The sequence below is a fragment of the Bordetella sp. H567 genome, from assembly GCF_001704295.1.
GTDB lineage: Bacteria > Pseudomonadota > Gammaproteobacteria > Burkholderiales > Burkholderiaceae_B > Bordetella_C.
Genome location: NZ_CP012334.1, coordinates 1,035,868 through 1,053,443, shown reverse-complemented (window position 1 = coordinate 1,053,443; position 17,576 = coordinate 1,035,868). Strand labels below are relative to the sequence as shown.

14 protein-coding genes are annotated in these 17,576 nt (G+C 67.8%); 7 read left to right on the top strand and 7 right to left on the bottom strand.

Going from position 1 to position 17,576, the window contains the following annotated elements; translation table 11 throughout:
- Positions 1-53 precede the first annotated feature (53 nt).
- The gene (locus AKI39_RS04715; RefSeq protein WP_066632988.1) at positions 54-974 is read left to right on the top strand and encodes a LysR family transcriptional regulator; all 921 of its coding nucleotides are present in this window, start codon (positions 54-56) and stop codon (positions 972-974) included.
- A gap of 101 nt (positions 975-1,075) precedes the next feature.
- Here the strand turns inward: AKI39_RS04715 and AKI39_RS26150 are convergent, their stop codons facing one another.
- From AKI39_RS26150 to AKI39_RS04700, 4 genes are all read right to left on the bottom strand, one after another.
- A complete protein-coding gene (locus AKI39_RS26150) occupies positions 1,076-1,204 on the bottom strand; it encodes a hypothetical protein (RefSeq protein ID WP_255364352.1) in 129 nt (42 codons plus the stop codon).
- Between the two features lie 115 nt (positions 1,205-1,319).
- The gene (locus AKI39_RS04710) at positions 1,320-2,258 is read right to left on the bottom strand and encodes a sugar kinase (protein WP_066632985.1); all 939 of its coding nucleotides are present in this window, start codon (positions 2,256-2,258) and stop codon (positions 1,320-1,322) included.
- Positions 2,251-2,910 carry a bifunctional 4-hydroxy-2-oxoglutarate aldolase/2-dehydro-3-deoxy-phosphogluconate aldolase gene (locus AKI39_RS04705; RefSeq protein WP_066632982.1) on the bottom strand — a complete coding sequence of 220 codons (660 nt, stop codon included), beginning with the start codon at positions 2,908-2,910 and terminating at the stop codon, positions 2,251-2,253. Before AKI39_RS04705 ends, AKI39_RS04710 begins: the two co-directional genes overlap by 8 nt.
- Complete coding sequence (locus AKI39_RS04700) at positions 2,907-3,737, bottom strand: IclR family transcriptional regulator (protein WP_066632979.1); 831 nt, start codon at positions 3,735-3,737, stop codon at positions 2,907-2,909. The genes AKI39_RS04705 and AKI39_RS04700 overlap by 4 nt, the downstream gene beginning before the upstream one ends.
- 140 nt (positions 3,738-3,877) lie before the next feature.
- Between AKI39_RS04700 and uvrA the strand changes: the two genes are divergently transcribed.
- The 3 genes from uvrA to AKI39_RS04685 are packed head-to-tail and all read left to right on the top strand — an operon-like array spanning position 3,878 to position 11,503.
- On the top strand, positions 3,878-9,682 hold the full coding sequence (uvrA, locus tag AKI39_RS04695) for an excinuclease ABC subunit UvrA (RefSeq protein WP_066632976.1): 5,805 nt from the start codon (positions 3,878-3,880) through the stop codon (positions 9,680-9,682).
- Positions 9,683-9,691: 9 nt separating this feature from the next.
- Positions 9,692-10,822: an aminodeoxychorismate synthase component I gene (locus AKI39_RS04690; protein WP_066632973.1), complete on the top strand. Its 1,131-nt coding sequence runs from the start codon at positions 9,692-9,694 to the stop codon at positions 10,820-10,822.
- 21 nt (positions 10,823-10,843) lie between these two features.
- Positions 10,844-11,503, top strand: a complete 660-nt coding sequence (locus tag AKI39_RS04685) for an aminotransferase class IV family protein (protein WP_066632969.1) — start codon at positions 10,844-10,846, stop codon at positions 11,501-11,503.
- Here AKI39_RS04685 and AKI39_RS04680 read toward each other — a convergent pair whose 3' ends face one another.
- The 3 genes from AKI39_RS04680 to AKI39_RS04670 all read right to left on the bottom strand — a co-directional run bounded on the left by AKI39_RS04680 (position 11,504) and on the right by AKI39_RS04670 (position 14,657).
- Positions 11,504-12,415, bottom strand: a complete 912-nt coding sequence (locus AKI39_RS04680; RefSeq protein WP_066642211.1) for a tRNA threonylcarbamoyladenosine dehydratase — start codon at positions 12,413-12,415, stop codon at positions 11,504-11,506.
- A 92-nt stretch (positions 12,416-12,507) separates the two neighbouring features.
- Positions 12,508-13,176, bottom strand: a complete 669-nt coding sequence (locus AKI39_RS04675) for a response regulator (protein ID WP_066632966.1) — start codon at positions 13,174-13,176, stop codon at positions 12,508-12,510.
- Positions 13,177-13,184: 8 nt separating this feature from the next.
- Positions 13,185-14,657: an ATP-binding protein gene (locus AKI39_RS04670; RefSeq protein ID WP_066642208.1), complete on the bottom strand. Its 1,473-nt coding sequence runs from the start codon at positions 14,655-14,657 to the stop codon at positions 13,185-13,187.
- 244 nt (positions 14,658-14,901) lie between these two features.
- Between AKI39_RS04670 and AKI39_RS04665 the strand changes: the two genes are divergently transcribed.
- The 3 genes from AKI39_RS04665 (at position 14,902) to pdxH (ending at position 17,568) form a co-directional block, all read left to right on the top strand.
- The gene (locus tag AKI39_RS04665) at positions 14,902-16,110 is read left to right on the top strand and encodes an MFS transporter (protein ID WP_443103018.1); all 1,209 of its coding nucleotides are present in this window, start codon (positions 14,902-14,904) and stop codon (positions 16,108-16,110) included.
- A 109-nt stretch (positions 16,111-16,219) separates the two neighbouring features.
- Positions 16,220-16,789 (top strand): gamma-glutamylcyclotransferase, encoded by a 570-nt coding sequence (locus AKI39_RS04660; RefSeq protein ID WP_083229070.1) that lies wholly within the window; start codon positions 16,220-16,222, stop codon positions 16,787-16,789.
- Between the two features lie 137 nt (positions 16,790-16,926).
- A complete protein-coding gene (gene pdxH / locus AKI39_RS04655; RefSeq protein WP_066632963.1) occupies positions 16,927-17,568 on the top strand; it encodes a pyridoxamine 5'-phosphate oxidase in 642 nt (213 codons plus the stop codon).
- Positions 17,569-17,576: the final 8 nt, after the last annotated feature.

Genomic DNA, 17,576 nt, shown 5'->3' with positions numbered 1-17,576 from the left:
AGTAAAATCCGGCGCATTCCCCTGGCGCACCGCGCCGATTGGCACGGAGGCGTATGGACGCTGCCACGGTTCAACTGAACGACATCGCGCTTTTCGTGGAAGTGGCGCGCCGCAAGAGCTTCAGCCTGGCGGCGCGCGCGCTCAACATTCCGACATCCACCCTGTCGCGCCGCATCAGCGAACTGGAGCGCGCGGTGGGCATGCGCCTGTTAAACCGGAATACGCGCCGGCTGGACCTGACGGAAGCGGGCACGCAGTATTTCGAACGCTGCCAGGGGCTCGTGGATGAAGCGCGCTTCGCGCACGAACAGCTGTTCTCGCGCTCGTCCCGGCCGGAAGGCAAGCTTACCGTCTGCCTGCCCAACAGCCTGGCGATGCTGCTGATGCCCGAATCGCTGCACGCGTTCACGGACGAATACCCGGGAATCGAATGCGAGCTGGACCTGAGCCTGCGGTCCGCGGATCCGCACGCCGCGCCCTTCGATATCATGCTGCGCTTCGGCGAGCCGCCGCAGGCCGACGGCATGGAAGTGCGCGAGCTGATGGTGCTGAAGCGCCACCTGTACGCCTCGGAGGACTACGTCGCCCGGCACGGCGAACCGGCGACGCCGGCCGACCTGACGCGCTTCGAATGCCTGCGCAGCGGGTCCAGCGAACTGAGTTCCACCTGGGTATTGAGCCGCGACGGCGTGGTGGAACGGGTTCCTGTGTATGGACGCCTGATGGCGAACAATATGGGATTGCTGAGCGACTTCGCCAGCATGGGCCTGGGCATCGCGCCACTGCCGGTGTACGCGGCCACGCATGGCCGGATTTCGCGCGAGCATTCCCTGCATCGGGTGCTGCCGGGATGGTCCGCGGCGCCGCTGCCGGTCTATGCGGTATTCCCATCCCGCATCCTGCCGGCCAAGACGCGGGCCTTCATGGATTTCATCATCCCCAGACTGGCGCCCGCGAATGGCGACGCCGTGTAGCGCCTGCCTTGCCCGGGGCTGCCCTGAAAACAAAAAACCGCCGTTAACCGGCGGTTTTTTGTGCCGTGCGCCGCGATGTGACGGCACGGGCGCGATGCGGATCAGGCGCGCTTGATCTTTTCCAGCATCTTGAACACGCCCTTGGGCGCGTTCACGAACAGGCGCTTGAAAGCCTTGCCCAGGCAACGGCGTTCCAGGGTGTTGCGACGCACGCGTTTGCGTTCAGCCATGACGAATCTCCAATCTACAGTCCGGGTTGCAATTTGCGCCCAGCGGGGATTCCGGTGGCGCCGAATTAGGGGAACCCGGCATTCTACCCGTTTTTCCGTGGATCCGCCCGGCCCATCAGCCGGCGGGGTGACTATCCTGCAGGAAGGCCTGCACCTGCGCCGGCGTGGGCAGCGGCTGCACCGCGCCGTAACCACGGGTGGACAGCGCCGCCGCCGCGTTGGCGTAGCGCACCGCCGTGCGCCAATCGTCGCCCTGCGCGCGACGGGCCATGAGCGTACCGGCAAAGCAATCCCCGGCGCCGGTGGCGTCTATCGCGTCCACCACCATGCCCGGGACGAAATGGCGTTGCCGGCCGTCATCCAGGACGGCGCCGTCGCGGCCCAGCTTCAGGACGATGATGCCGTTCGCGCCTGCGTCGCGGATCCAGTCCAGCGTGCCGGCCGGATCGGCGTGCCCCGTGAAGTGCCGCATGTCGTCCATGCTGGGAAGGAAGACATCGGCCATGCACATCGCCTCGCGCAGGATGGCGCGCGCGCGATCCACGGGCCACAGGCGCAGGCGCAGGTTGGAATCCAGGCACACCTGGCCCCCGGCCGCCCGCGCCCGCTCGATCGCGGCGAATACGGTGTCGCACGCGCTGGCGCTGATGGCGAGACTGATCCCCGACACGTGCAGGAACGCCGCGCGCTCCACCATGCCATGCCGCAGGTCTTCGGGGTTCATGTGGCTGGCGGCCGAGCCATGCCGCATGTAGCTGAACACGTGGCCGTCCGGGCCATGCTGCACGAAGTAAAGGCCGGTATGCGCGTGCGGATCGATCATCACGCCGGTGGTGTCGACGTTTTCCTCGCGCCACAGCTGCATGAGCTGTTCGCCGAATACATCGGCGCCGACGCGCGTCAGGTAGGCGCAGCGGGCGCCCTGCCGGGCCGCCGCGATGATGGCGTTGGACGTATCGCCGCCGTAGCCTTGCAGGAACTCCGGATGGCCGGGACGTGTCTGGTTGAATTCGATCAGCGGTTCGCCGAGGGCGACGATATCGAAATCAGGCATGGGCGGCCTCGCGGATGCGGAAGATCTGGGCAACCAGGGCCGCGGTATCGCGCGCGGCGAACGCGGCCTTGTCGTACAGATTGCTGCCGATCCCGACCAGCGAGGCGCCGGCCTTGAAATAGTCGCCCATGTTCTTCTCCGTCACGCCGCCGGTGGGACAGAAGTCGGTGTCGGGAAAGACCGACTTCAGCGCTGCCAGATGGCTGGGGCCGCCCGTTTCGGCGGGGAAGATCTTGACCATGTCCGCGCCGGCACGGCGTGCCTGGATGACTTCGGAGGGCGTGAAGGCGCCCGGCAGGCACAGGGCCGAGGCCGCGTGCGCCAGGGGCACCATTTCCGGCACCAGGCCCGGCGACACCAGGAAATCAACGCCGGCCACCAGCGCATCGCGCGCCTGGGTTTCGGTCAGCACCGTACCCAGCCCCAGCAGCAGGCGATCGCCGTGCTTGTCGCGCAGAGCCTTGACCAGGTCGATGACGCCCGGAATGGTCCAGGTCAGCTCCAGCGTGGTGCAGCCCGCCGCGATGGCGACTTCCGCCGCATAGGCCGCCGTGCCGGCATCCCCATAGCGCAGCACCGGCACCACGCGGGCGGCCGTCAGGGCTTGGCGCTTGGCGGCGCGGGCATCTTGGGGGGAAGTCGTCGCGTTCATGTGTCCTCTCGGAAAAAGGCGCCCCCGGCGACGGCCGGCCAGGCGCTGAATCGGGCCTGCGCGGCATCGCGCAGGCGCATAAGGGGGGCGATATAGCGCGAGGGCGCCGCCCCTTGCTGGCGGTATTGCAGCGTACTGACGCTGACGCAGGCCAGCGGCCTGCCGCCCTGCCCGGAGATCGCCACGCTGTAGCAGACGATGCCGCGTTCGTTTTCCTCGTCGTCGACGGCGTAGCCGCGCTGTCGGATGCGCGCCAGTTCGCGGCGGAGGGCATCGCGGTCCGTGATGGTGTTCGGCATGCGGGTAGCCAGCGCCAGGCCGGCGATCAGCGGCTCGGCCTCGTCCGGCGGCAGCGCGGCCAGGTAGGCCTTGCCGGCGGCCGTGCAATGCAGGGCCAGGCGGCCGCCCACGCGCGAGGCCATGCGCACCGGTCCCTGGCTTTCCAGCTTGTCGATGTAGATCATTTCGGTGCCTGCCGGCACGGCAAGGTGCACGGTCTCGCCGGTTTCGTCGCGCAGCGCCTGCAGATCGTCCGCCAGCGCCGCACGCAGGTCCAGCTGCGACCAGGCGCGGCTGGCCAACTGCAGCAGGCGCGGCCCCAGGCCGTAGCGCACGGTGCCGCCGGCCGCGGCGCCCGTCGTTTCCGCGATCAGCCCCTGCTGCGACAGCGCCGCCACGATGCGGTAGACGGTGCCGCGCGGATAGCCGCAGGCGCGCACCAGATCGCCCATCGCCACGGGGCCGGCGGCGTCCGCCACGCTTTGCAACACCGTCATGAACTTGGAGAAGGCGGCGGTGCCCGCCACACGTATTGGATTGTCCACAATGTGGTCACGCTATCCACAATATAGGCGGATTATTCCATAGTCACCGGGGGACGGCCACCGGACGGGCCCTGCGTCGGCTTACCCCCACCGCGAACCGGGCATAGTCCGGCCCCTATTGACACCCAGGCTACGATACGAAAATGACATCCGAAATTCGCATCGTTGGCGCTCGCCAGAACAACCTGAAAAACCTGGACGTATCGTTCGCCACCGGCGAATTCGTCGTCGTCACCGGCGTATCCGGCTCGGGCAAAAGCTCGCTGGCCTTCGATACCCTGTATGCCGAAGGGCAGCGGCGCTACGTCGAAACCTTTTCGCCCTACGCCCGGCAGTTCCTGGACCGCATGGACAAGCCGCAGGTCGACCGCATCGAAGGCATCCTGCCCGCGATCGCCATCGACCAGACCAATCCGGTCCGCAGTTCGCGCAGCACGGTCGGCACCATGACCGAACTGAACGACCACCTGAAGCTGCTGTTCGCGCGCGGCGCCCGGCTGTATTGCCGCGGCTGCGGCCTGCTCGTGCGGCGGGATACGGCCGATTCGATCTTCCGTTCGGTGCAGGAACGCACGGCCGGCGCGGACGACCGGCGCCTGGTGGTGACCTTTCCCATCAAGGTACCGGCCAACTTCACCGAGGAAGAAGTGCGCGGGTTCCTGGAGCAACAGGGCTACACGCGCGTTCATGCACAGGAAGGCGAACCGGCCGCCGCCTCCGCGCCGGACATGCCGTCCGGCGACGCCGGCACCGACGGAAAGAAAGGAAAGTCCAGGTCCGCGAAGGCCAAGGCAGGCAAGGCCGGCGACACCGGCATCGCGCAGCGCGTGCTCCATGTCGTGCAGGACCGCTTCCGCTTCGCGTCGGTGGAACGCGATCGCGCCATGGAAGCGCTCGATACGGCCCTGCGCATGGGCGCGGGCCACCTGTCCGTGCACGTGCTGGACGACGAGGGCAAGGACGCGCAAGTCTGGAAGTACAGCGACCGGCTGCACTGCGCCGATTGCGATATCGAATACACGGATCCGCTACCCAGTTCTTTCTCGTTCAATTCACCACTGGGTGCCTGCGAAGCCTGCCGGGGCTTCGGCCGCGTCATCGGCATTGATTTCGGCCTGGTGGTACCCGACGAAAACAAGACGCTGCTGGAAGGCGCCATCAAACCCTGGCAGACCGCCAGCTACAAGGAATGCCAGGACGATCTGCAGAAATATGCGCCCAAGGCAGGCGTGCCGCTATCCGTTCCCTGGAAGAGCCTGACGCCGGCGCAGCGTGACTGGATACTGCACGGCGACCCGGACTTCAAGGGCGGCAGCCAGGCATGGAAGACGCAGTGGTATGGTGTGCAGCGCTTCTTCGCCTGGCTGGAAACCAAGGCCTACAAGATGCACGTGCGCGTGCTGCTGTCGAAGTACCGCAGCTATACGCCCTGCCCCGTCTGCCATGGTTCGCGCCTGAAGCCCGATGCCCTGCTGTGGCGCGTGGGCAGCAAGACAGAAGCAGACGCCGTGCTGCCGCCGACCGAGGGCCGCTACAAGCGTTTCAAGCCCGTGCAGGCGAACTGGTCGGACGAGCTGCTGAACCTGCTGGACGGCCTGTCCATCCATGACCTGATGCTGCTGCCCATCGAACGGGTGCGCATCTTTTTCGACCGCCTTACCTTCGCCGGCGTACTGGACGCCGCCACCGACCTATTGCTGACGGAAGTGCGCGCGCGCCTGAAGTTCCTGTGCGACGTGGGCCTGGGCTACCTGACGCTGGATCGGCAGAGCCGCACCCTTTCCGGCGGCGAGGTGCAGCGCATCAACCTGACCACCGCCCTGGGCACCTCGCTGGTGAACACGCTGTTCGTCCTGGACGAGCCCTCCATCGGCCTGCATCCGCGCGACATGCATCGCGTGGTCGAGGTCATGCATCGGCTGCGCGATGCCGGCAATACGCTGGTGGTGGTGGAACACGACCCACAGGTCATGGTGGCGGCCGATCGCGTCATCGACATCGGGCCCGGACCGGGCGAACGCGGCGGCCGCATCGTATTCGACGGCACGCCGGCACAGCTGCGCCAGGCGCGCACCCTCACCGGCGACTACCTGGGTGGGCGCCAGCGCGTGGAGGCCCCGCGCCCCATGCCGGTCGCGGCCAATACGCCGCGCCTGCTGCTGGAAGGCGTCAACGCGCACAACCTGAAGAACGTCTCGGTGGAAATCCCGCTGGGCCGGCTGGTGTGCGTGACCGGCGTTTCGGGATCGGGCAAGTCCACCCTGGTGCAGGACGTGCTGTACCCCGCGCTGCTGAAACTCAAGGGCAGGCCGTCGGAAGCACCGGGCGCGCACGCGCGCCTGCTGGGCGCGGAGCAGATCGCCGACGTGGTGCTGGTCGACCAGGCTCCCATCGGCAAGACGGCGCGCTCCAACCCGGCCAGCTACGTCGGCGCCTTCGAGGCCATCCGCAAACTGTTCGCCCAGGCGCCCCTGTCCAAGGAGCGCGCCTATACGGCGGGCATGTTCAGCTTCAACAGCGGCGAAGGCCGCTGCCCCACCTGCGGCGGCACGGGTTTCGAACACGTCGAAATGCAGTTCCTGTCCGACGTCTATCTGCGTTGCCCGGACTGCGACGGCAAGCGTTTCCGCCCCGAAGTCCTGCAGGTCCGCGTGGAGCACCTGGGCAAGAGCGCGTCGATCGACCAAGTCCTGGACATGACGGTCAGCGAGGCCCTGGAGTTCTTCAAGGGACTGCGCGACGTGCAGACCGGCCTGGCACCGCTGGCGGACGTAGGCCTGGAATACGTGCGCCTGGGCCAGCCCGTGCCCACGCTGTCGGGCGGCGAAGCGCAGCGCCTGAAACTCGCCGGCCACCTGGCCGAAGCCGCGCGCAGCGGGATCTCGACGGCCAAGGTGGCCAAGAAGGGCAGCCTGTTCCTGTTCGACGAACCGACGACCGGGCTGCACTTCGATGACGTGGCGCGGCTGATGCGAGCCTTCCGGCAACTGCTGGGCGCCGGCCACACGCTGCTGATCATCGAGCACAACCTGGACGTGATCCGCGCGGCCGACTGGCTACTGGACCTGGGGCCCGAGGGCGGCGATGCCGGCGGCCTGCTGGTCGGCGTGGGCACGCCCGCGGACTTGATGAAGAACCCGGCATCGCACACCGGCGCGGCCTTGCGCGACTACGAAACCGCCATCCTGCCCACGGCGCCCGCCGGGGCCGCGGCAATGTCCGTGGCCGAACCCGCGCTGGCCTATGGCAATGGCAACGGCGACGCGCACGGCAATGGCACCCGCAACGGCAACAGCGGCGAGGGCACGCCGCTGCAGACCGCCGTGCGCCGCCGCGCCACCCAGGCCATTGAAATCCGCAATGCGCGCGAGCACAACTTGAAGAACGTCAACGTCGAGATCCCGCGCGACAAGTTCACAGTGATCACCGGCGTATCGGGCTCGGGCAAATCCACGCTGGCCTTCGACATCCTGTTCAACGAAGGCCAGCGGCGCTACCTGGAATCGCTGAACGCCTACGCCCGCGCCATCGTGCAGCCGGCCGGCAAGCCGGACGTCGATGCGATCTTCGGCATCCCGCCGACGGTGGCCATCGCGCAGCGCACCAGCCGCGGCGGCCTGAAGTCCACGGTCGCCACGATGACCGAGATCCATCATTTTTTGCGGCTGCTCTACGTGAAGCTGGGCGTGCAGTATTCGCCGGACTACAACGTGCCGGTGGAACCGCAGACGCAGGAGCAGATCGTTGCGCGCATCATGCGCGACCGCGCCGGCCAGCACATCGGCATCCTGGCGCCCTTGGTCACCGCGCGCAAGGGCTACTACACCGACCTGGCGAAATGGGCCGGCGGCAAGGGCCACACGCATCTGCGCGTGGATGGCGTGTTCACGCCGGTCAGCCCCTGGCCGCGCCTGGACCGCTACCGCGAACACACCATCGAACTGCCCGTCGCCGATGTGCAGGTCGACCCCGCCAACGAAGCCGCCCTGCGCGATGCCGTCAAGCGAGCGCTGGAATACGGCCAGGGCGCGTTGAGCGTGCTATGGCCGCTGGACAATCTGCGCGACAACCCCGCCACCCCGCTGGAGCAGGCGCACTTTTCCACCAAGCGCACCTGCCCCATCAGCGGCGTCAGCTTCCCGGAGCTGGACCCGCGCATGTTCTCGTACAACTCCAAGCACGGCTGGTGCCCCACCTGCTTCGGCGCGGGCGTCGTCATCCCCGAGTTCGACGAGGAACAGACCGGCGAGGAAAGCTACTGGACGGACGGCGCCGGCGAGGCGCAGGTCTGCCCCACCTGCCATGGCCAGCGCCTGAACCGCGTCGCCCTGGCCGTGCGCTGGCGCGACCGCTCCATCGCGCAGCTGGCCGGCATGGCGGTCAGCGAAGCGCATTCCTTCTTCGAAGGCCTGGTGCTGCGTGGCCGCGAAGCCGAAATCGCGCGCGACATCCTGCAGGAAATCCGCAGCCGCCTGAACTTCATGAAAGAGGTCGGCCTGGATTACCTGGCGCTGGACCGTTCCGCGCCCACGCTGTCCGGCGGCGAAGCGCAGCGCATCCGCCTGGCCGCGCAGCTGGGCTCCAATATGCAGGGCGTGTGCTACGTGCTGGACGAACCCACCATCGGGCTGCATCCGCGCGACAACCGCATCCTGCTCGATGCGCTGGGCAAGCTGGAGGGCAACGGCAACACGCTGGTGGTGGTCGAACATGACGACGACACCATCCGGCGCGCGTCCCACATCATCGATATCGGCCCCGGCGCGGGCGTGCGCGGCGGCCGCGTCGTCGCCCAGGGCACCGCCCAGGACCTGATGGCGGCATCCGAATCGGTTACCGGGCGCTATCTGGCCCAGCCCCTGCGCCATCCGCTGCAGGGCCGCCGCGCCGTCGACAAGGACACTGCCTTCATCGAGATCCGCAACGCGCACCTGCACAATCTGCGCAACGTCAATGCGCGCCTGCCCATCGGACGGCTGAGCGTGGTGACCGGCGTGTCGGGCTCGGGCAAATCCACGCTGGCGCGCGAGGTCCTGCTGGACAACCTGCTGCACGCCGTCTCGCAAGGCAAGGCACCCGCGTGGAAAGGCTGCACCGGCATCAACGGCTGGGAAGTGCTGGACCGGGTGCTGGAAGTGGACCAGACCCCCATCGGCAAGACGCCGCGCTCCTGCCCCAGCACCTATATCGGCTTCTGGGACGAGGTGCGCAAGCAGTTCGCCGACACCCGCGAAGCCCGCATGCGCGGCTGGACGCCCGCGCGCTTTTCCTTCAACACCGGCGATGGCCGCTGCCCGATCTGCGAAGGCCAGGGCATGCGGACCATCGAGATGAACTTCCTGCCCGATGTGAAGGTGCCCTGCGACGCCTGCAACGGCGCGCGCTTCAATGCCGATACGCTGTCCGTGCAGCTGCGCGGCAAGCATGCCGGCGAAGTGCTGTCCATGGAAGTGGACGACGCGCTGGCCTACTTCGAGGCGCACCCCAAGGTGCGGCGCCCCCTCCAACTGATGCAGGACGTCGGCCTGGGCTACCTGACGCTGGGCCAGCCCTCGCCCACGCTGTCCGGCGGCGAAGCGCAGCGCATCAAGCTGGTGACGGAACTGTCCAAGGCGCGCCTGACCGAAGGCGTCATCACGACGGGCCGCGCCTCGCGCGCGCCGCACACCCTGTACGTGCTGGACGAACCGACGGTGGGCCTGTCCATGGCGGATGTGGAAAAGCTGATCCACGTCCTGCACCGGCTGGTGGAAGCCGGCAATACGGTGGTGGTGATCGAGCACAACCTGGACGTCATCGCCGAAGCCGACTGGCTGCTGGACCTGGGCCCCGAAGGCGGCACCGGCGGCGGCCAGCTGGTGGCGCAGGGCGCGCCGGAGAAAGTGATGGCGCTGCGCGACCGCTCGCATACCGGCCAGGTACTGGCCGAGTTCCTGGAGCGGCAATAGAGGTCGACGATGTTCTGCCGTTTCGAAGACCGCCTGGCCGGGCGGGCATTGCAGCTGGACGGCGCGCGCGACCGCATCGAAGCGCGCACGCCAGGCCAGCTGCAGCCGGCCCTGGACGCCATCGAGCAGGCGCGCCGGCAAGGCAGGTGGGTAGCGCTGCTGCTGGATTTCGAGTTGGGTGAATGGCTGCTGCCCCTGCCGTCTTCGCCACTGCCGCCTTCGCCCCAACCGGAGCGGCCGCGACTGCGCGCCCTGGTATTCGATACCGCGCGCGATGAACGGCCCTGGGCGCCCGGCGCGGACGCGACCGGCGGCATCGAGGCCGTCGTGCCGCGACTGGACCGCGCGCGCTATCTGGCACACATCGAGGCCATCCGGCACGGCATCGGCGAGGGCGCCTACTACCAGGTCAACTACACGATGCCGCTGGATATGCGCGTGCGCGGCGACAAGCGGGCGCTGTACGCCCGCATCGCCCACCGCAATCCGGTGGCGCATGCCGCGTATATCGAAGATGCCGACCAGACCGTCCTGTCGTTTTCGCCCGAACTGTTCGTGGCGCGGCGCGACGGCCTGCTGACCACGCGCCCGATGAAAGGCACCGCGCCGCGCGACACCGATCCCGCGCGGGACGAGGCCCTGGGCCAGGCGCTGCTTGCCAGCGAGAAGAACCGCGCCGAGAACCTGATGATCGTGGACCTGCTGCGCAACGACCTGGGACGGATCGCGCAGCCGGGCAGCGTGAAGGTGGAGGCCTTGTTCACGCTGGAACGCTATCCCACCGTATGGACCATGACCTCCACCATCACCGCGCGGGCGCCCCAGGCAGGGCTGGGCGATGTGCTGCGAGCGCTGTTCCCCTGCGGGTCGGTGACCGGCGCGCCCAAGATTGCCGCCCTGTCTCACCTGCGCCAGGCCGAAATCGCGCCCCGCGGCTTGTATTGCGGCAGCATCGGCTGGCTCGCGCCGGACGGCGATTTTTCCCTGAACGTGGCGATACGCACGCTGGCCGTGGACGCCCAGGGCCGCGGCGTCTATGGCGTGGGCGGCGGCATCGTGCACGATTCCGATCCCGCGTCGGAATGGCAGGAATGCCTGTGGAAGGCGCGCATACTGGATCCGGAGCGCGACCCCGCATGAAATCCATCATGGACGACTGATATGGCCCCCACCCCCGTCTCCCACCCGGACCTAATCGAAACCATACGGGTCGACGAGAACGGCCAGATGCCGCTGCTGGACCGGCACCTGGATCGCCTGCGGGCATCGTGCGCCGCGCTGGGCCATGCCTGGGATGCCGCGCACGTCCGCGCCAGCGTGCTGGGCGCGGCGCACACCGTCGACGGACCCGGCCCGCATCGGCTGCGGGTGCTGCATCACGCCGACGGCACGCTGACCATCCGCACCGCGCCGCTGCCGGCCCTGCCCGTGCCACAAGGCGTATGCCTGTGGACGACGCGCCTGTCATCCGATGAATCGCTGCTGCGCCACAAGACCACCTATCGGCCCTGGTACGACAGCATCACGGAATGGCTGGCGCGGCATCCGGACATCTTCGATGCGCTCTTCTGCAACGAGCGTGGCGAATTGTGCGAAGGCAGCCGCACCAACGTCTATCTGCAGATGGGCGGTATATGGTTCACGCCGCCCATCGCCAGCGGCTGCCTGCCGGGCGTGCAGCGCGCCGCGCTGCTGGACGCGGGACGCGTACAGGAACGCATCCTGTATGAAGACGACGTACCGCGCGCCAGCCGCATCCGCCTGTCCAATGCGCTGCGGGGCTGGATGGATGTCGTGTTCCGCCTGGGCGCGAAGGCCTAGCTAGGGCCTGTCAGCGCGGGACGCAGCCTCGCGCTGACCGAGCACCTGCCGCAAGGCCCTGTCCGCCGCGGCCATGCCCATGGTGGCGGTGATCGTGACGGCGGAGCCATAGCCCGCGCAGGACAGGCCTTGCGGCGCGAGCGGCTGCACCATGGCGCCGAGATCGTCTTCCGCTTCCGCGCCGGCCGTCCAGGCAGCCGGAAGGATCGCGGGCTGGTCGAACCACAGCGCCTGAACGTGCATCTTGGGCGTGCGCGAGGGCGCCTTGCCGGCCTTGGCCGCGGCCTTGGGATAACCGTGCTCGCGCCGCAATTTGTTGCGCAGCTTCGCCAGCAAGGCATCATTGCACGCTTGGGACAGATCGCCGGCCCGCAGTGCCAGCGGATCGGTCTTGCCGCCGGCGCCACCGCACACCAGCAGGGGCATGCCGCGCTGCCGCGCGTGCAGGATCATGGCGATCTTGGCGGCCGCCTGGTCGGTGCAATCGACGACGACATCATGGGTTTCCGCCAGGAGTTCCGCGACGTTATCGGGGGTGACGAACTCGTCGACCTGCGTGACGCCGCATTCGGGATTGATACCGGCGACCCGGGCGGCCATCGCGGCCACCTTTGCCTGGCCCAGTGTGTCCGACATCGCGTGGATCTGGCGGTTGACGTTGGATTCCGCGATATGGTCCAGGTCGATCAGCGTCAAGGCGCCGACGCCGCTGCGGGCCAAGGCTTCGGCCGTCCAGGAGCCGACGCCGCCCAGGCCGACCACGGCGATGCGCGCGGCGCGCAGGCGATCGGGCGCATCGGGACCATACAGGCGTGCAAGGCCGCCAAAACGGCGTTCGGCGTCGATGTCGCAGGCAGCGGGGGAGGATGTCACGATCGGTGGGGGTTGTTCATGATGCGGGCATTTTCTCATGCCCATGCCACGGGTCGCCGAGGGTTGTATTGCCAGTCCGGTCCGTCGGGCGTGGCCTGACCGGATGCGTGCGTGAAGACTGACGGCAACCCTTAATGCATTTCCAACTTATAACCGACGCCATAAATCGAGCGAATCAGATCATGCCCCGGCAAGACGGCCTCGAACTTGCGCCGCAGGTTCTTGATGTGGCTATCGACCGTCCGATCCGTGACCACCCGATGATCCGCGTACAAGTGATTGAGCAGCGCATCGCGGGACAGGATCTTGCCCTCCGCCGCCGCCAAGGCCTGCAGCAGGCGGAACTCGACCGGCGTCAGGGAGAGCGGCTTGCCGTCCAGCGTGGCCACGTGATGCTCCGGCCGGATTTCCAGCAGCGACTGCGGGTGCCCGCCGTGGCTGCCCGCGCGCGCGCGGCGCAGGATGGCCTTGACGCGGGCCACGACCTCGCGGGGGCTGAAGGGCTTGCAGATGTAGTCGTCCGCGCCCATCTCCAGGCCGATCAGGCGATCGATTTCTTCCACGCGCGCGGTCACCATGATGACCGGCACGTCGCTGAAGGTACGCAGTTCGCGGCAGACTTCCAGGCCGTCGCGTCCCGGCAGCATCAGGTCCAGCAGCACCAGGTCCGGCTTCAGCCTGCGGATCGCCGCCAGCGCTTCGCGGCCATCGGCCAGCGATTCCGTTTCGTATTGCGCGGCGCGCAGATAGTCCGTCAACAGCGCGGCCAGCTTGGGTTCGTCTTCTACGATCAAAATCATGGTGTCTCTCAGGCCCCGGCCCCATGGGCCGCGGGAAAAACGATACGCACGCACAAGCCCCCCAGTTCGGAGGGCATGGCCTGGATGGTGCCGCGGTGCGATTCGACGATGCGCTGGCAAATCGCCAGGCCCAGGCCGGCGCCGCCACTTTCGCGCGAGCGCGACGGGTCGACGCGAAATAGGCGGTCGAACAGCCGCGGCAGGAACTGCGGCGGCACGCCAGGCGCGGAATCCTGGCATTCCACCGCCACCGTATTGCCCTCGGTGCGCACGGAAATCCGCACCACGCCGTCCGGGTCGGTATAGCGCAGGGTGTTTTCCAGCAGATTGCTCATCAACTGGGTCAGGCGCTGCGCATCGCCTTCGATCACGCACGGCGCCGTGCCGACGTCCGTCTCCACCCGCAGGCGACGCGCCCCGAAGCGTTCACGATACGTCTCCACGGATTGCTCGGCAATCCCGGCCATGTCCACCGGCAGCATGCGATACGACAGCGCGCCCACGTCGGCCAGCGACAGCTCGTACAGATCGTCGATCAGTTTGCTGAGCAAGGAAACCTCTGCCTGCAACGATGCCAACGCGTCCTGGGAAAAGGTCCGCACGCCATCCTGCAAGGCTTCCATCTCGCCACGCAGCACCGCCAGCGGTGTCCGCAACTCGTGCGAGATATCGGCCACCATCTCGCGCCGCAGGGCTTCATTGCGTTCGAGGGTATGCGCCAGCCGATTGAAGTCCTGCCCCAGGCGGCCCAGTTCGTCGGCCGACGTCACGTTCACGCGTGTCGTGTAGTCGCCCGCCGACAGCCGGTGGGTGGCGCTGGCGAGGCGCCGCACCGGCGCCAGGAAAATCCGCGCCAGGAAGATGCTCACCGCGGCCGCCAGCAGCGCGGCCAGCATGCCGATGACCCAGGTGGCCTCGGACTGCTCCCGCTGGAAGCGCTGGTCCGCTTCGCTGGGCAAGCGGTTGGGAAACGGCGTCACCAGCCAGCCCACGGTCATGCCGTCCACATCGACGGCGCGCCGCGGCGCGCCCGGCGCCGGCGCCGAATAGCCGGCGACCACGCGCATCTGGTTGTCCAGCAGCGTGAACGGCAAGGCCAGGAAGTCGCGGCCGCGGGCCCAGTCCGGTTCCGCCATGTCCGGCGGCGGTGGCGGGGCCAGGTTGGGATCCACTTCCGACAACCATTCGAGCACGCCGTGGGGCGGCGGATGCCGGCGGCCGGCGGGATCGCCGGGGGGAACGGTCAGGATATGGTTCCACAGCGAGGGGTTGCCCCGCAGGGCGTCCCAACTGCCACGCTCGCGGTACAAGTCCGCCAGTGATTGCCGCATCCGCTCGACTCGCCGTAGTTCCCTTTCCTTGACGTACGAAAGGAAATGGCGCTCGAAGTTCCAGCGCACGGCGCTTCCCATGGCCAGCGTCACCGCCAGGCTGGTGGCGAGGATGGCCAGGAACAGTTTGAAGGTAATGCCTAGTCTCATGGCGAACGGTGCGAGGCGCATGGGCGGGCGCCCGCCCCCTGGTCCATAGGGAAATCCGGCGAATGTTAACCACAGCGGCAAGCGGCCGGCCCGGGTTCCGCCACTGTTCCACAATGTTTACGCCTTGCCACACCGGTGTGCCGCCCCGGCTTGCACAATGTTGCTTAAATGTTACTGCGACGCCCTCATACTTCAGTCGACTCGACATAGGGGGGAGATAGGGACAGAATAGGACACATTCACCGTGTCCCAGCCAGAATCATCCCCCTCGATCGCGCCGATAGCCGTCTCCGCCTCCGGAGCGGTGTCCTTGTGCCTGATCAATATGCTCAACCATGTGGCGTTGACGGGGGGACGTGTAACCGTTTCTCTCAGCGCCCTGCATATCGGCCTGTCCACCCTCACCGTGGGCGCGCTGATTGCGGTTTTCGCGGTGCTTCCGATGATTTTCTCGGTAAAAGCCGGAAGATGGGTGGACAGAGTCGGTATACGCCAGCCCATGTTCATTGGCACCGGGCTGCTGGCGGTCGGCACCCTGGCCCCTGCGATGGCCTCCACCCGCATTTCCCTGCTGTTCGCGTCATGTTGCATCGGGATCGGCTTCATGCTGCACCAGGTCGCCGCGCAAAACGTGCTGGGCGAGGTCCACGCCAAGGACAGGCTGCGCAACTTTTCCTGGATGTCGCTCGCGCTGGCCGCGTCGGGGTTCTGCGGTCCGCTGGTGGGGGGCTTCGCCATCGATCACATGGGCAGCGGCGCCGCCTTCGCGCTACTGGCGGCGGGCCCATTGGGCGCTGCGACGGGACTCTACCGACTGCGGCGGCATCTGCCGCGCAAACAGCCGCGCCCCGATGTGCAGGTCGCGGCAGCGGATCGCCGCGTGATGGAGCTATTCGCGGTGCCGCCGCTGCGCCGCATCCTGCTAGTTAACACCATCCTGTCGGGCGCCTGGGACAGCCATCTTTTCATCGTGCCGCTGTTCGGCGTCGCCATCGGCCTGTCCGCCACCACCATCGGCATCGTACTCGCGTCCTTCTCGGCGGCAACTTTCGTCATCCGCCTGGCATTGCCGCTGATCCAGCGGCGCGTGCGCTCATGGACGCTGATCCGCGTCGCCATGGGCACCGCCGCGGCGGACTTCATGATTTACCCGTTTTTCACCGACGTTGGCATCCTGATCGGGCTGTCTTTTGCCCTCGGGCTGGCCCTGGGCTCCAGCCAGCCCAGCATCCTGGCCTTGCTGCACCAGCACTCCCCGCCCGGACGGGCCGCGGAATCGGTGGGGCTGCGCATGGCGCTGATCAACGGCTCGCAGGTCTCCCTGCCGCTGACCTTCGGCGCGCTGGGCGCGGTCATCGGCATCGCCCCCCTGTTCTGGGCCTACGCCTTGACCCTCGCCGCGGCAGGCTGGCTGAACCGCGCGCCGCCTGCCGGGTCCGATGGAAATGGCTGACCCGAACTTCCTCACCTCCCTGGTCCCCCGTACCCAAGACGACGCCGGCGGCGTCCCGGGCGCCGCCGTGCCGTTTCGCCTGTGGACGCAGGAGGAACGGCATGCCTCCATGGAAAACGCGTTGAAGCACTGGCGCCAAGACCAGGACGTATGGATCTATGGCTATGGCTCGCTGATCTGGAGACCGGAATTCGAGTACGTGGAACGGCGGCTGGCCACCCTGCACGGCTACCATCGTGCCTTGTGCCTGTGGTCGCGTGTCAACCGCGGCACGCCGGAATGTCCCGGCTTGGTGTTCGGCCTGGACCGCGGCGGGTCCTGCCGCGGCGTGGTCTACCGCCTGCATGGCGGCCTGGTGCCGAAATGCTTTCCGCAGCTGTGGGCGCGGGAGATGTCCACCGGGGCCTATCTGCCGCGCTGGCTGTCCTGCTCGACGGACGAAGGCGCGGTACAAGCCCTGGTGTTCGTCATGGACCGCACCGGTCCCGCGTATATCCCTGCCCTGCCCGAAGAAGAAATCCTGGCCATCGTGCGCCGCGCCAGCGGCCGCTATGGACCGTGCATCGACTACGTGATGCAAACGGCGCAGGCCCTGAACCAGGCGGGCATCCACGACCGGCGGCTGGCCCGCGTGGCGCGCCTGCTGGCCGCGCAGCGCCATACGCTGCCGGAGGGCTGATGCCCTGCCGCCCCCGCGGGATCCCGGCCGGCGGCGCGGCAAGGGCGGTAAACTGCACCCTTGTCCCAGGCCAGGCCGCCCGTCCCTGCTTGCCCCCTGCAAGCGCGCGATGAGCGGCCGCCTCCCCGAGCCCCGCCATGTCCCTTGCCGATCTGCGCCAAAGCTACGAAAAGAAAGTCCTGCTCGAAAGCGACGCCGCCGCCTCGCCCTTCGACCAATTCACTGCCTGGTTCGACGAAGCCCTGGCTTCCCAGGTGCCGGAACCCAATGCCATGACGCTGGCCACCGTGGACGAGCGCGGCCGGCCATCGGCGCGCATCGTCCTGGTCAAGGGCGCGGATACGCGCGGCTTCGTCTTCTATACCAACTACGAATCGCGCAAGGCACTGGACCTGGCGGCCAACCCGCATGCCTGCCTGCTGTTCTTCTGGCAGCCGCTGGAACGGCAGATCCGCATCGAAGGCACCATCGAAAAAACGTCCGAGGAAGAATCGGACGCCTATTTCCATAGCCGCCCGCTCGGCTCGCGGCTGGGTGCCCTGGCATCCCGGCAAAGCCAGCCGGTCAGCCGCGAGGCGCTGGAAGCCTCCCTGCGCGACTGCGAGCAACGCTATGGGGACAAGCCGCCCCGCCCTTCCCACTGGGGCGGCTACCGGCTGGTGCCGGATCGCTTCGAGTTCTGGCAGGGCCGGCCCTCGCGGCTGCACGACCGGCTGGTGTACGAACCCGACGGCAGCGGCGACGGCCAGTCCTGGCGCATCGTCCGGCTGTCGCCCTGATGGCCCCC

What these genes read in the sequence shown, in the direction of transcription:
- AKI39_RS04660 (WP_083229070.1), top strand. Translation starts at nt 16,220, where the DNA reads ATGGAAAACGCGTTGAAGCACTGGCGCCAAGACCAGGACGTATGGATC.
- AKI39_RS26150 (WP_255364352.1), bottom strand. Translation starts at nt 1,204, where the DNA reads ATGGCTGAACGCAAACGCGTGCGTCGCAACACCCTGGAACGCCGTTGC.
- pdxH (WP_066632963.1), top strand. Translation starts at nt 16,927, where the DNA reads ATGTCCCTTGCCGATCTGCGCCAAAGCTACGAAAAGAAAGTCCTGCTC.
- uvrA (WP_066632976.1), top strand. Translation starts at nt 3,878, where the DNA reads ATGACATCCGAAATTCGCATCGTTGGCGCTCGCCAGAACAACCTGAAA.
- AKI39_RS04705 (WP_066632982.1), bottom strand. Translation starts at nt 2,910, where the DNA reads ATGAACGCGACGACTTCCCCCCAAGATGCCCGCGCCGCCAAGCGCCAA.
- AKI39_RS04710 (WP_066632985.1), bottom strand. Translation starts at nt 2,258, where the DNA reads ATGCCTGATTTCGATATCGTCGCCCTCGGCGAACCGCTGATCGAATTC.
- AKI39_RS04685 (WP_066632969.1), top strand. Translation starts at nt 10,844, where the DNA reads ATGGCCCCCACCCCCGTCTCCCACCCGGACCTAATCGAAACCATACGG.
- AKI39_RS04680 (WP_066642211.1), bottom strand. Translation starts at nt 12,415, where the DNA reads ATGAGAAAATGCCCGCATCATGAACAACCCCCACCGATCGTGACATCC.
- AKI39_RS04670 (WP_066642208.1), bottom strand. Translation starts at nt 14,657, where the DNA reads ATGAGACTAGGCATTACCTTCAAACTGTTCCTGGCCATCCTCGCCACC.
- AKI39_RS04690 (WP_066632973.1), top strand. Translation starts at nt 9,692, where the DNA reads ATGTTCTGCCGTTTCGAAGACCGCCTGGCCGGGCGGGCATTGCAGCTG.
- AKI39_RS04675 (WP_066632966.1), bottom strand. Translation starts at nt 13,176, where the DNA reads ATGATTTTGATCGTAGAAGACGAACCCAAGCTGGCCGCGCTGTTGACG.
- AKI39_RS04715 (WP_066632988.1), top strand. Translation starts at nt 54, where the DNA reads ATGGACGCTGCCACGGTTCAACTGAACGACATCGCGCTTTTCGTGGAA.